The 14,134-nt window shown below is 39.6% G+C and carries 12 protein-coding genes; all 12 read right to left on the reverse strand.

Annotated features, from left to right (window positions below; translation table 11 throughout):
- Positions 1–2: 2 nt before the first annotated feature.
- A complete protein-coding gene (tatA, locus tag L3V46_RS13320) occupies positions 3–227 on the reverse strand; it encodes a Sec-independent protein translocase subunit TatA (RefSeq protein ID WP_239045949.1) in 225 nt (74 codons plus the stop codon).
- A 144-nt stretch (positions 228–371) separates the two neighbouring features.
- The gene (locus L3V46_RS13325; protein ID WP_239045950.1) at positions 372–2,135 is read right to left on the reverse strand and encodes an alkaline phosphatase D family protein; all 1,764 of its coding nucleotides are present in this window, start codon (positions 2,133–2,135) and stop codon (positions 372–374) included.
- Between the two features lie 106 nt (positions 2,136–2,241).
- Positions 2,242–3,255, reverse strand: coding sequence for a lipase secretion chaperone (locus L3V46_RS13330; RefSeq protein ID WP_239045951.1), 1,014 nt, complete (start codon positions 3,253–3,255; stop codon positions 2,242–2,244).
- A gap of 77 nt (positions 3,256–3,332) precedes the next feature.
- Positions 3,333–4,556, reverse strand: coding sequence for an alpha/beta fold hydrolase (locus tag L3V46_RS13335; protein WP_151803371.1), 1,224 nt, complete (start codon positions 4,554–4,556; stop codon positions 3,333–3,335).
- Positions 4,557–5,270: 714 nt separating this feature from the next.
- Positions 5,271–6,311, reverse strand: coding sequence for an NAD(P)-dependent alcohol dehydrogenase (locus L3V46_RS13340; RefSeq protein WP_239045952.1), 1,041 nt, complete (start codon positions 6,309–6,311; stop codon positions 5,271–5,273).
- A gap of 188 nt (positions 6,312–6,499) precedes the next feature.
- The gene (locus L3V46_RS13345) at positions 6,500–7,681 is read right to left on the reverse strand and encodes a carbohydrate porin (protein WP_239045953.1); all 1,182 of its coding nucleotides are present in this window, start codon (positions 7,679–7,681) and stop codon (positions 6,500–6,502) included.
- A gap of 188 nt (positions 7,682–7,869) precedes the next feature.
- Positions 7,870–9,384, reverse strand: a complete 1,515-nt coding sequence (locus tag L3V46_RS13350) for an aldehyde dehydrogenase (NADP(+)) (protein WP_239045954.1) — start codon at positions 9,382–9,384, stop codon at positions 7,870–7,872.
- Positions 9,385–9,414: 30 nt separating this feature from the next.
- Positions 9,415–10,128, reverse strand: coding sequence for an ABC transporter permease (locus L3V46_RS13355; RefSeq protein ID WP_239045955.1), 714 nt, complete (start codon positions 10,126–10,128; stop codon positions 9,415–9,417).
- Complete coding sequence (locus tag L3V46_RS13360; protein WP_239045956.1) at positions 10,014–10,412, reverse strand: hypothetical protein; 399 nt, start codon at positions 10,410–10,412, stop codon at positions 10,014–10,016. Before L3V46_RS13360 ends, L3V46_RS13355 begins: the two co-directional genes overlap by 115 nt.
- Positions 10,413–10,461: 49 nt before the next feature.
- The gene (locus L3V46_RS13365) at positions 10,462–11,991 is read right to left on the reverse strand and encodes a sugar ABC transporter ATP-binding protein (protein WP_239045957.1); all 1,530 of its coding nucleotides are present in this window, start codon (positions 11,989–11,991) and stop codon (positions 10,462–10,464) included.
- A gap of 46 nt (positions 11,992–12,037) precedes the next feature.
- Entirely contained in the window at positions 12,038–13,147 is a 1,110-nt protein-coding gene (locus L3V46_RS13370) for a sugar ABC transporter substrate-binding protein (protein WP_239045958.1), read from the reverse strand.
- A 242-nt stretch (positions 13,148–13,389) separates the two neighbouring features.
- The gene (gene rpiA, locus L3V46_RS13375; protein ID WP_239045959.1) at positions 13,390–14,103 is read right to left on the reverse strand and encodes a ribose 5-phosphate isomerase A; all 714 of its coding nucleotides are present in this window, start codon (positions 14,101–14,103) and stop codon (positions 13,390–13,392) included.
- Positions 14,104–14,134: the final 31 nt, after the last annotated feature.

A 14,134-nucleotide genomic window follows, 5' to 3' on the forward strand; every position in this document is an offset into this window, starting at 1 on the left:
TTTTAGTACTTTACCGTAGAGTTCACATCAGTATTACTATTTTGATGTTCCTGTGTTCTTGGTTCATTCAGTGCAGCAACGGTTGTTTCATCATCTTGAATTGATTTTTTAAAATCCTTCACCGCACCGCCGACATCTTTACCTAAATTTTTTAATTTAGATGTGCCAAAAAGTAAGATCACCACAATTGCAAAAATAAGTACGTGCCAAATCGATAATCCAGCCATGGTTTTTTACTCCTGATATTCTTGTGTTATTTCATTATGTGTACAAAGACAGCTAAACCCTGCACTACTGAAGAAATGACGCGATAGCAATAGCATCTAAATCTTCTTCAGTAGTCAGGCGATATAAAATTAAATAGGCTTTTATTAAGCAGTTTTCTTAATCAAACGGGTATTGACCAATTGATTATTCAACACCACTTGATGCCCACGTTTTGTATCCACAGTATATTGCGGCTCTTTAATGGTATCGACATAGATCCAGTCCGCTTGAACCTGCGTTGCAGTAAAGCTGACATTTAGATAACCACGTTGATTTAGATTGGTATAATCCAACTCATCAATCAGTGTGGTAAACGCCATTTCAAACTGCTGTAACTGTTCCACTGGAATATTGAGATACTTTTCAATTCCCGGCGATGACACTGAACTTGTCGCCAGCTCGACACCGACAAAATCACCCGCCTGACTATACAACTCTGATGACCATGCATTATGGGTATCCCCTGCCAGCACTACGACCTTCTTGTTCAATGCTTTTAAAGTGTTATACAGAATTTCACGTTCAACATAATAACCATCCCAAGCATCTAAATTATAAGGTGCGACAGTAGTTAAACGTGCCTTTTCAATTGCGGTCAATGTTGGATCGCCCTGTAGCACACGCATTTTCAGTTGCACTAACTCCATGATCATCGTATTGATTTGATTTAAAACCTCTTGAGTTGCGTTTCCACTCAGAACTGCACTCAACGGTACCAGTAATTCAGCAGGGATTAATATCTTACCCATCAACACTTGCTGACCCAATACATTCCACGTTGCCTTGGATTGAGCCAACTTTTGCTGTAACCATTCACGTTGGGTATACCCCATCAAGGTTCGATTCTGATTGGTTAAGTCAGTCTGAAAACGTTGAAAATCCATACCAGAAGCGGTGATATAATCGGTATATTCCAGTTGCTTATCTCTGGCAAGGATACGGGTATCTAACATGGTCAATTGCACCAGTGTACCAAAGTCAAACTGGCGATAAATATTGAGATGATCATTTGCGGAAATAGGACGAATCGGCATCCATTCAAAGTACGCTTGTAATGCTGCAAGTTTACGATCGAGGAAAGACCCTTCATTGGCTTGGTGATTTTCAGCACCATCTCGCCATGTATCATTTGCCAACTCATGATCATCCCAAATCACAATAAATGGGTGACGGTGATGCAATGTTTGTAAATCTTTGTCTTTACGATATAACGCATAGCGTTTGCGATAATCATCTAACTTGATAATTTCTTGATTATTGTCCGCAGCCAAAGTGCGTCCTAACTTCACAGCATCTTCTGTTGCATAACCACCTTGACCATATTCATAAATATAGTCACCCAAATGAATTACCACATCAACATCTTGCTTGGCCATTTCACGATAAACATAGAAATACCCTGCTGGATAATTCGCGCAAGAACATACCGCAAAACTGACCTTGGTCGGATTGATTGGTAGTGTTTTGGTTTGTCCAACTGGTGAAAATTTATTGCCAAAGCTAAAACGATAGAAATAGCGTTGATCTGGTTTTAAGTTTGTAGCATCAACTTTCACCGTGAAGTCTTGTGCTTTTGCTGTGGTGACTTTGTCTGTTTTAATGATTTGCTTGAATTGATCATCTAAAGCAATTTCCCAAGTCACTTGCAAACGTGCGCTGCTATCATTGGGCGTTAAGCGTGTCCATAAAATCACGCGATCTTGTAAAGGGTCTCCACTGGCAACTCCATGTTCAAAATTGACTTGTAGTGTTGTTGATTCTCGATCTGAACTGTCATTACATCCCGTAAAACCCGCAGATAAAGACAGTGCACCAAAACCGAATAGGCTTTTTTGAATAAGTTCTCGTCGTGTAATTTTGGCTGTCATACTTTACTCCTTAAACTATGGCTAGATTACAAATACTAAATAAGACCTAACTTTATTTATTCTCTACGGTCCCATTAACTAGATTGATTCATTGAATACACATGCATTAATTGAGAATATCTAGCGATTTTTCCGTATCATAAATTTTTTCCAAACTGATAATTCTCCGCTTATCATATCTGTCACTAAAAATTTCTTTTCTAAGCGCTTCAATTGATTTTTCCTGATCAAGCATATTTAAATCACGCTGCAAAATTTCACCTCGCTTTTGCATATATATTTCTGCTTGGTTTTTAAATTGCGCTCTTGATTGATCAACAGATTCCATCCGCTCGGTCACTTCAGGGCCAAACACTTTTAACCGCTCCTTGCGTATCTCTTCCTGTGAACCTCCTCTATTTTTTATTTCCTGAACTTTACGAGATACATCGTTAAAGTCTTTATTAAACTTTATGGCCTTTCTCGATTTTTCGGGCAGGTTGCTTATCGCTGTATTGAGTTCCTGTTCGATTTCATCATCTGTCATCCCTGTAGATTGATTTATTTTTAATACAACCAACTCATAATCTTCAATTTTGTCACTTGCACCAAATAATGCCTTTATCTCAAAGGGAGTGAAAAATCTTGCTCGGATAGATCGAATCGCATCTAGCAGTCTTTTCGCATTTATATAATTCACTTGATTTTTCGAATGTGCCTTATGGGTTAAAATGACCTGATCGGTATATTTGACATACCTAATCCATAAATCCTTTACGATACTTTGAGTCGGATCAACCAACAGCTTATTGAAAAAATTTAAACCAAAATTGGTAGGATCAGATTCAGTTGGATTAATTTTTAACAACTTATCAAAACAATCCTTGGTCATATTGTCTAAAACAAAAGTTTGATTTGCATCAAAACTTAATTCACAGTAAATATTCCCTCCAAACGCATCAACCGCAATCGGTATAAAACCACTGCTTGGTTTTATATCACCTATATTTAAAGCGGTCGCTTGATCTGGCTTTAAATCCTCCTGGTTATTTGTCTGTTTATCTATTGGCTTAAACACAAGCCATAGAAAACAAACAATAACCACTAGAAAAAAAGATGAAACTAAAATACTTTTTTTCATTTAAAATCCCTGATTTTTTGTTTTAAATAAAATCAAGCTATATTTATTCTTTATAGATCAATATAGCCCAAAGTCAATCACATATTATTTTTCTTTAAATAATTTGCATGATCTTTTAAAACATCAATTGGGTTTGGAATTGTTGCCCATTTCGTCGGTGTTTGAACCCAACCCCAATTCCAAGGCCAGCCTGAAACTGAGAATGATTCATCGTATTTACTAAATGTTCCTGACTGTTCTCTATGTTTCCAGTTATAAATTCCTTTTAAGTTTCCTAGACGACTACTACATACCGAGACCGTACCATCATGTGCTTGGTTGGGAAATAAATTTACCACTTCATCAATTTTTCCCGTCCATGATGTCATATAAATAGGATAGGAATTTCCATCGGATCCTTTGATAAAATATCGATCAGGTGTATTGGGTAGATTATAATCGCTTGGATTAGCTGTCTGTTTTAGACATTGAGCAGAAATGGGAATACCTTCAGGGAATAAAGTATTAAAATCTTGCATACTTTTGGCACTATTGGCTCGGATCCCTTCAAGCAAATTAATATAATTTAGACTGTTACGACGATAATCTTCATCTGGTAATTTTCTAACACCCTCACCGCCCCACACCCAGAACGAGGTGTTGGCATTAAAGGTTTTAATATCATTTTCATCTAATCTGCCATCAATTATAATTTTATGAAGTGCACTTAAAAAATCATGTCTATAAATGATATTTTGCAAAAAATTCAACACAGACTGTAGCGAAGAATAAGGCAACATACTGCTAATATCTAATTTTCCAGTTGCTTCATATTCTTGGATATTTTGATCAGCAAATGGACTTCCCCGATGTGGAGAACCAACAGTCGCGATGGAGGACACCAACTCAGGTTTAACCCCAAGCGCATAACGGGATGTCGGTCCACCTTGACTATGTCCTACTAAATTAAATTTAACGTCATCACGATAGTAAGTCGTTTGAATATACTGTAAATGCTTGATTAATTCTTCACCACGATATTCATTGCTATTTAAAGGACTTATAGAAACTGCTATGGCTGGTGTGGACTGTTCAGCCAATTGAGTTAATGTTGAACCCCAGTAGTCATAAATAGAAAATTTTCCTAAAAACTTTACATGTTCTGCCCCAGCTAAGCCATGTACAAGCACAATTGGTTGAGGACTATTTTTATTTTCATAGCTGTCTACAATTGGATTTACATTAAAACCCGCAAAAGAATAGCTTGAATAAACTACTGTTGAAATTAAAAATGCCCACTTGGATAAAGTAAAATCTTGCATACGTACTCCAATTTATAAAAATTTTCTTGTCATGGTCTATATCGTCGTCTCAAACTAAAATACATACCAAGATTCACAAATCCTTCGTGCTGTCTTATCGATTGGTATTGATTTAAATCATTTCTTAAAGTTATAAAAGTTGTGGAATTTTATTGATAAATATTCACAACACAGTGTTAAAGTATAAAATTTAGAAATATGCGTATTGACATTTCACCACGAATTCATTGACAAATTACGACAAATATAAAGACCGATATGTATAAAGTATTTTCTTTTAGGGTTTTAGTAAATTCAATTGAATTAAACATACAAATAAAAATCACTTGAATAATAAAAAATCATTATCTTAAATGCTTAATTATTATTTATGATGATGAAAAAAGTCAGGGTATAAATACAAAATTAAAATCGTATCATCCAAGGTTATTATTTAATTTTCATTTGATTAATGTAATAAATATAGTCAAACCAACGCATTATTCATACAAGTGATTTATATCTAGTCATTGATCATAAATAAAGCATATATTTTTGTATAAACTTTTAGAAACTATTGGTTATTAATTCGTTTTTTGTACTTTTGAATCATAGGTTGTCCTACCATAGGGCGGCATGGATGTCGCTGTTGGCTGGGAGTACATATTTTTAAATGCTTCATTTTTAAATATAAATATCCCACCTCACATATCTAAGTGACTAATAATTAATAAATTACAGATCAAAATCAATAATAATTTTAATCACATCTGGATGTGCCGATGCCGCCAACTCAAATGCTTGAATACTTTGATTAAAATGAATTTTTTTTGAAATTAACGGCTTCACATTAATTTGACCAGAAGCGATCAGCGCAATAGAACGCTCATAATCATTTGCATAACGGAAAATTGAAATTGTCTCAATCTCTTTGACCTGCATGGCAACAATATCCATCGGCACAGCGTGTTGTGGCATTCCAACAAAAACCAGCTTGCCCGCAGGTTTTAGACAATCTGGCGCTACTGCAATTGCGCTTGCATGACCACTACACTCAACAAATAGGTCGACACCACCAACAAAGTGCCTTTGCACAAAGCACTTTAAATCTTCATGTGCGACATTACATACAATTAAACGCTCACCATAATGCTGGACTAAAAAATCCAACTTTTGCTGTTTTACATCCGTAATGATAACTCGACTACAACCTGATGCGAGTAATGCCAATGCCATTAAAGCACCAATCGTCCCTGCACCAGTAACCACGGCAGTATCTCCAGGTGAAATACCCACTTTGCGAGCCACATGTACACCTGAGGCCAAAGGTTCAACCAACACCGCTTCTTCAAGGCTGACATGATCTGGTACCTTAAAGGTTAAGTTTGCAGGATGAACTACAGACTCACGCAATACACCATGTACAGGCGGTGTTGCCCAAAACTGAATATTCGGATCAAGATGATACAAACCCTGCATCGCTTCTGGAGAATTTGGCTCAAAAACCCCAGGCTCCATACATACACGATCGCCTATTCTTAAATGTTGAACTGCCGAACCTACTTCAACAATGATCCCACTCGCTTCATGACCCAGAATCATTGGTGCATTGACAATAAAATCACCAATTCGACCATGCTGATAATAATGCACGTCACTGCCACAAATACCCACTTTGGCAATTTTAATGCGTACATCAGTTGCGCTTAGATATTCATTGATCTCAATATCACGAATTTGCAGTTTGTCTCTTTCTTCCAGTACCAATGCTTTCATTGTGATTGCTTCCTTGGGTGTTGTTTTCCGTTGTTGGTTTTTTTGACTTTCTGCTGCTGACTTATTCCACTGGGTTGTGTTGCAATGGTTGATGTCATTTTTAATTGAGTTATATTTTCAATTGAGTCGCATTTTTTAAAATGAGCGACCTTATAAGACCACTCATTTTTGAATAATCAATTAAAGCCTTACCACCAATATTCCAATTGAGCACCAAAGTTTGAACCACGATTCACATTTTGAAAATTGTTATTCGGCATCACCAAATCACGCATTTTTTGCTCATTATCGTTCCAAAATGCATAGGTATAATAAAGACGCAGTTCTGGGCGATCATAATAGCCTGTGCCCTTTATCGACCAGGTTGGTGCAAGTGTCAATTTGGTCAGATTACGGGTTTGGTCATTGGCCTTAATTTGGTCATAGCCAATTTCTGTGGAAATTTTAAAATGATCTTGAACCACATATGCCACCCGAGAGCCTACTGAAATCCAATCACGATCTTGTTGATTCTTTAGTTGGTCTTTTTGGTAAATAAATTGAGCTTGTCCATTGAATTTCTTACTGTCTGAGCTCCAATCCAAGATTTCAAGAAAGCGCAGTGAAGAAGTATCACGATCCAACTCAGGGTTACCGGTATAACTCAGTCCGATTCCAGCGCCTTGACCATATTGTAGCGCCACGGTATTTTTACCATTCAATACCTCAGCCGTGACATTTTGCACGGTTAATGCCCAGCCCATCTCATCTGCATCAATCAATGACAAACCTGTATTGATTGTATTTTTAGATCCGATTGGAATCCCTTTGACTGTCACATCATGTCGATTGATATATTTTTCCTGAAATACATTGTCTTTTCGGGAAAACACATAACTTAAGGACAAGTCATTGATTTTATAATCATCAATACCGAAGCCAGTAGCACTCTGATTCCAATAAAAGAAATCAGTCATGTGAATGTCATTACGTTGATAAAATCGCCTACCTGCCCAGAGATTTGCCCCATTCAGATAGGAAATATTTCTCCAATCCAAATAAATTTGATTCATTCGGGTAAAACCATTGTCGTCATTAAAACTTAATGTTTGCCCATATTGGTTATAGAACTGAAGCATTCCTTTGATGTTCAGTTCGGAATTATCTTTTAATTTGATCAGGTTTTGTTGGGCAAAAAACTCACCGTATTGTTCACATTCATTGCCAAGACGATACTTGGTCGGCGCCCCCGTGAGTCGAAAACACTCTTGTGTTTTGCCATTTTCAGTTGCACCGATTCCCGTACGGAAATAGCCGCCAAATTCGATCGCAGATGCAATTTGCGACAATAAAAAAACCGCTGTTCCAACAATCCATAAGTTTGTTTTCATGTTAAATTCCTTTTTTAAGCATGAGTTTGCCTTATCCCTCTGATTCATTCAGTTGGATGGAGTAAAGAGCGCACTCGTTAAAGTTATATTTATTTCAATTCGATTTAGAGTTTAATAATGAGATAAAATCATCTCCTTTAATTCATCTCATTGCCTTTATTTTCAAGCACATTAGGCTTAATTTTTACTTAACGTAAATCCACAGGAAGTAAGTCTTCCGCAATATTTTGATAACACACAGGACGCATAAAGCGACGAATCGCCAGCGTGCCTACAGAGCTTGCACCAAAGTTTGTTGAAGCTGGATAGGGTCCGCCATGAACCATGGCATCACATACCTCAACCCCAGTTGGGAAACTATTTGCAAGAATACGACCTGCTTTACGTTCCAGCACAGGCAGTAATTGACTTGCAACGTGATGATCTGCTTGATCAAGATGAAGCGTACAGGTAATCTGCCCCTCAAGGGACTTCGCCACGTGCATCAATTCATCGATATTTTTAACAATAACCACTAAACCCAGTGGTCCAAATACTTCTTGTTCTAAGGTCTTATTCTCCAGCCATGCTTTGCCTGTTGTAACAAACAGATAAGGACTCGCATTACGCAAATCACTGCTTGAACTAAAGACTTCACTTACATCTGCTGTATTTGCCAAACGTTGTTGCCCTTCACGATAAGCCTCGGCAATCGCATCGGTTAACATAACCTGTGCTGGAACAGATTCAAGTGTTTTTACAACAGTTTGAATATATGCATCTGCTGCTAAACCTTCGATCAACACGGCGACCCCAGGATTGGTGCAGAATTGACCTGCGCCTAATGTCAATGATTCAGCCCAGCCTTTGGCAATTTCAGCACCACGATTGGCAATCGCATTGGGCAAAATAAACATTGGATTGACAGAACCCAGTTCACCAAAGAACGGGATCGGTTCTGGACGTGCAACACAAAGATCATATAAAGCACGTCCACCACGCAATGAACCTGTAAATCCAACCGCTTTAATCAACGGATGTTGTACTAAGCTTTGACCAACATCTAATGCTCCACCGTGGACTAAACTAAATATTCCAGCGTGCAGTCCACATTTTTCAATCGCAGCATGAATCGCTTCAGCAACAATCTCCGCTGTACCTGGATGTGCCTCATGCCCTTTAACCACAACTGGACACCCTGCGGCCAATGCCGATGCTGTATCCCCGCCTGCTGTTGAAAATGCCAGCGGAAAATTTGATGCACCAAATACTGCAACTGGACCGATTGGGCGTTGCATCAAACGAATATCTGGACGTGGCAGTGGCTTTCGATCCGCAAGTGCAACATCATGCCGGCGATCCAAAAACTCACCTTTCAAGATATGTGCAGCAAAAAGTCGCAGCTGCCCCACAGTACGCCCACGTTCTCCTTCCAGTCGAGCCTTGGGCAACCCTGTTTCTTGGGTTCCAATCTGGGTAATCGCATCTGCTCGAGCTTCGATTTCATCAGCAATGACATTGAGAAAAGTCGCGCGCTGCTCAAGCGTTGAGTAACCATAAGTGCAAAAAGCATCTTCTGCGGCTTGGCACGCTTGATTGACAAGTTCACGATGACCGACAGAAAAACGAGATACTGAACCATCAATCGGGTTATTGGTAAAAGTCTGATCAGTCGCAATCCACTTCCCTGCGATTAAGTGCTGACCATGTGGTTGAAAAGACATTGTGCTTTTTCCTCGATCAAGTTGAGTAAATTAACCAAAATAACGGACACGGAAAGCATCAATCAGTACTGCAATAAAAATCATGATTCCTCCAATCATTCCGACATAAAAAGAAGGCACATTGATAATTGCAAGTCCGACCTGAATGATCGTGAGTAGCAATACACCACCCAATACACCTTTCACATTGCCACGCCCACCAAATACACTGACACCACCAATAATCGGTGCCGCAATCGCATAGAGTAGATAGCTTGAGCCTTGATTTGATGTAATCGCCATTTGCCATGAAGCCAGTAAGAATCCCGCAAGAGCAGCAAGAAACCCAGAAATGGTATAGGTCATAATCTTGATACGCTTCACTCGGATTCCCGCAGAGAGTGAAGCAGCAGGATTTCCACCTACAGCATAGATTGAACGACCTAAAACGGTATGTTTCAACATCACACCAATAATCAACAACATGATCAGAAATACCACTGGCATTAATGGCCAAGTCCCGAGGGTTGCTTGCCCAATCCAGGTATAGGCTTCTGCAAAATTATTCAGTGTTTTGCCTTGTGTTAAGGCCAAAAGTGCACCTTGAAGGATGATCATCATTGCTAGGGTCTGGATCAACGCAACCATTTTTAATTGGGTGATACACCAACCATTAAAGAACCCAATAAAAGTACCGACCAATAAGCCCAGTAAAATCGCGGCAAACCAAGGTAATCCCCAATCAGAATAAGCAAGTGCACCCACAGCAGCGGAAAACCTGCATTTGCTGGAATTGAAAGATCGATTTCAGCAATCAACAATGGCAATGCAACAGCCAAACCCAAAAGCCCTAAAACGGTTGCCTGCACCATGATATTTTGCAAATTAAACACGGTAAGAAAGTATTCATTAAATGCACCAAAAATGATGACCAAAGCGATCAACCAAATCCAGACCACGTTGTGGAGCACCCAACCTAAAATTTCGCGGGTATTTTTCTTTGCTGTAATGTTGGTGATCTTATTGTCTGCTGCTATTTCATTACCCATTGCATCTCTCCTTACTCATTGCATCTATCCTTATTATTGTCTCGTGACATCACGCCTGAACGGATGCACGTAGACGGTCGACGGTAATCTCCTGCCCCGTCAATGTTTCTTTTACAGTCCCTTGATCAAAAATACACACCCGGTCGACCACACGGACCAATTCGTCCATATCAGTTGAAACAATGATGACCGCAACACCAGCACGACTAAGTTCATCAATGATGCGCAATACATCTTGTTTCACCCCAATATCAATTCCACGTGTAGGTTCATCCACCATCAGCAATCGTGGCTTTGCTGCCAACACTCGTCCCAAGCACACTTTTTGTTGATTACCACCACTCAATGTATCCACTGCATATTCAGCATTGGGTGCTTTCACCCCCATTGCGTTAAAATAATGCTGAATCACCGAATGTTCTGCCTGTTGATCTATAAATCCCAATTTTGAGCGTTGTGATAAAGAAGAAAGCGCAATATTCGATCCAATTGACATCTGTCCAACCGCCCCATCATGACGACGATCATCAGAAAGATAAGCAATTCCCATATCAAAGGCTTCATGTGGAGATGTTGCTAAAGGTTGCGCATCTTCGCCATGCATTGAGATTGAGCCTTTTGCAGGATGCAATCCAAAGATTGCCCGAGCAATTTCTTTGGCACCTGCGCCAGGCAAACCTGTAAATCCAATCACTTCGCCTGGACCAATGTTCAGTTGTTGCAAGGCCAAATCTTTGCCATATATATTTTTTAAACAAACAGCAGGGATTTGACCGGTGTAATCACATCGCTCCCGTTGAAAAAGCGCAAGATCTCTCCCGATCACCAACTCAGTCAGTTGTTCAGAACTCATGTTACTCACATTGTCAGAACCACCTGCCAAACTGCCATCACGTAATACAGTCACCGCATCACAAATTTCAAGAATTTCATCGTTGTAGTGTGAGATAAAGATAAACGTTACCCCCGTAGCTTTTAATTTATGCATAAAATCGAATAACTGACGGCGATCAGCAACGGTTAATGCCGCTGTTGGCTCATCTAAAATAATCACCCGACCACCAGAGAACATCGCCCGTAGAATATTTAACTTACGTCGTGCCACCGCATTTAAATGCCCTGCTAGCGCTTTGGCATCGATATTGGTTCCTTCAAGCATGCGACTTGCATTGCCACGCAAAGTTTTCCAATCAATAAAGCCTTTTTTATTCGGCCAAATGCCCAGCATCAGGTTTTCTTCTGCGGTCATGTTGTCAATGATCATTGGCTCTTGTGTCACCAAGAAAACCCCAGCGGCTTCCATTGCTTTGACATCAACATGCTCAAGTACACGACCATTTAAAATAATTCGCCCAGATGTGGGGGTGACTTGTCCCGAAATGATGCCAACCAATGTGGATTTACCTGCACCGTTTTCACCCAGCAAGCCATGAATAGAACCTTTACAAATCTCAACCGTGACACCACGTAGTGCTTGAACCACACCATAACTTTTGGTCACGTTGTCAATGCTTAGGATCTTCTCATTAATTGCCTTATCAATATTCCGTTCATGTAATCCCATTTTTTCTCTCAACATTGCTTATTTGTCATCACTGGAACAAGTCTGCTTTACTCAATACGAATTAAGCATAGGGAATGCCCCAATCCTTCTCAGCCACGGCCCCCCAATGTCTTGTATCACTGGCATTATCCTTATTGATGACAAAAGCAGGAATAATCAGTGTTGGTCCTGTTTTACCTTTTACGATGACGCCTTTTTCCCAAAAATACTTGGTGTTGTGGTATTCACCCAAAGGCACTTCTGCATTTTTCAATGAATGCTTGGTTAGCATTTCAACCGCAATCTCACCATAAGCAATTGGGTCTTGAGATACACATGCATCCATATAGCCTTCCTGAATCCATTTCAAAGCAATTGGCTCACCATCAATCGTCACGAAAATAACATGGCCTTCCTCACCGACCTTCTTCCAACGATTTCTTTGTTGCAATGCAGTCGCAATACCGCGTGCAGGAGAATCTGAAGGTGCATGTACAGCATCTAGATCAGGATGCTCAGATAATGTAGATAAGGTCACAGCCAGCATTTTTTCCAGTTGCCCTTCAGTCGGTCGAGACAAATAGGTAATTTCTGGGTATTTCGCAAAAACTGAATCCATGCCTTCTTTACGTAAACGCCATGCCACAGAAGCCAAAGCACCAAAACAATTCAAGACTTTACCTTTTGGCTTTCCGTACTTTTTGACCAGACGACTTACAATCTCCTCTGCAGCAATGACACCGCCTTGAAAATTATCAAAACTCACAGTAATTGCGACATCACCACCATCCGCAGGCGTATCGATGATACCGACAGGAATTTTTTGCTGGTTATAGCGCTGGATGGCAGAAACAATCGCCTGACTGTCTATTGAATCTGAAATAATCGCCGATGGTTTTGATAAGAGTAAGCTCTGCCACTGCTCAAGCTGACGGGTACTGTCAAAGTTTGCATTGGTGGCTTGAAACTCGCCTGAGTTAGCTTGCACCGCACGTTTAACCGCTTCTTCCTGAATCACAAAAAAGTAGTAATCAAGACTTTTATTGGAATATGGAATTGAAAGACGAGTTACGGTTGATGTAGAACGACTACATCCTATCAGCCCTCCCCCAAAACTCAGTCCTATACCTGCTGCAACTGCGTTTTTAAATAGATTACGGCGGGTTATTCCGCCCTGATTTGATTTTGTCATTGGAATATCTCCTTTATTCCTTATTTATTAAATCTAGTAATACTACATTTTTAATTAAACTGTCAATAACATCCCATACAGAATATTTAAAAAATAATCTTTAGATACAATAAATAGATACTTAAAATTAAACAATAAAAGCTTAAATATATAATAAACACGGATATTTAAGAGAAATATCAACCATTTTATTCTGGTAAATCGATTTTAGTTTTATAACAACAAAATATAGTTTTACTATATTATCGCATTTTGACGTAAGAGGTTCCATCAAAACACGCCACCACCATCCCCACCGCTTCACGGGTAAACAGACCATTTTCGACCACACCCGGAATTCGATTGAGCTCAATCTCTAATGGTGATGGATCTTTGATTATTGGCCCACAATGGCAGTCTAGAATAAAATGACCACTGTCTGTCACGACGGGTTGCCCATCACGCATTCGACGTTCAATCCGTATATTGTCAATACCATGTTGTGCAAGTACACGTTCAACCATTGCTAAGGTTTGCTTCCATGCAAATTGCACCACCTCAACTGGAAGCGGAAAGCCACCCAAACAATCAACAATCTTTGTTTCATCACAAATACAGATCATTTGTTTAGAAGCATGTGCGATGATCTTCTCCCAAAGCAAACAAGCACCACCGCCTTTGATCATATTAAACTGGTGATCAACTTCATCTGGACCATCAATGGTCAGATCAATTTCACCGATCTCATTGGGATCCGTGATTTCAATCCCTACCTGTTGTGCCACCTCAATGGTTGAACGAGAAGTGGTGGTACACGTCAGGGTTAATCCATGTTCTCGGATGTGTGCACCCAACTCTCGAACAAAAAAATGCGATGTCGTTCCAGAACCTAAGCCCAATTTCATACCATCATGGATAAAATCCTGAATTACTCGGCGTCCTGCTACTTTTTTTGCCTCATCCTGTTGATTACTCATTCAGTACTCCTGTTACTTACGCAGCTTCACT

Origin of the sequence: Acinetobacter sp. AG3 (genome assembly GCF_022343575.1) — a bacterium.
GTDB classification, from domain to species: domain Bacteria; phylum Pseudomonadota; class Gammaproteobacteria; order Pseudomonadales; family Moraxellaceae; genus Acinetobacter; species Acinetobacter guillouiae.

Bases quoted from the DNA above. Each gene is read 5' to 3' on its own strand.
- L3V46_RS13340 (WP_239045952.1), bottom strand. From the start codon at position 6,311: ATGAAAGCATTGGTACTGGAAGAAAGAGACAAACTGCAAATTCGTGAT.
- tatA (WP_239045949.1), bottom strand. From the start codon at position 227: ATGGCTGGATTATCGATTTGGCACGTACTTATTTTTGCAATTGTGGTG.
- L3V46_RS13360 (WP_239045956.1), bottom strand. From the start codon at position 10,412: ATGGGTAATGAAATAGCAGCAGACAATAAGATCACCAACATTACAGCA.
- L3V46_RS13325 (WP_239045950.1), bottom strand. From the start codon at position 2,135: ATGACAGCCAAAATTACACGACGAGAACTTATTCAAAAAAGCCTATTC.
- rpiA (WP_239045959.1), bottom strand. From the start codon at position 14,103: ATGAGTAATCAACAGGATGAGGCAAAAAAAGTAGCAGGACGCCGAGTA.
- L3V46_RS13335 (WP_151803371.1), bottom strand. From the start codon at position 4,556: ATGCAAGATTTTACTTTATCCAAGTGGGCATTTTTAATTTCAACAGTA.
- L3V46_RS13350 (WP_239045954.1), bottom strand. From the start codon at position 9,384: ATGTCTTTTCAACCACATGGTCAGCACTTAATCGCAGGGAAGTGGATT.
- L3V46_RS13330 (WP_239045951.1), bottom strand. From the start codon at position 3,255: ATGAAAAAAAGTATTTTAGTTTCATCTTTTTTTCTAGTGGTTATTGTT.
- L3V46_RS13370 (WP_239045958.1), bottom strand. From the start codon at position 13,147: ATGACAAAATCAAATCAGGGCGGAATAACCCGCCGTAATCTATTTAAA.
- L3V46_RS13345 (WP_239045953.1), bottom strand. From the start codon at position 7,681: ATGAAAACAAACTTATGGATTGTTGGAACAGCGGTTTTTTTATTGTCG.
- L3V46_RS13365 (WP_239045957.1), bottom strand. From the start codon at position 11,991: ATGTTGAGAGAAAAAATGGGATTACATGAACGGAATATTGATAAGGCA.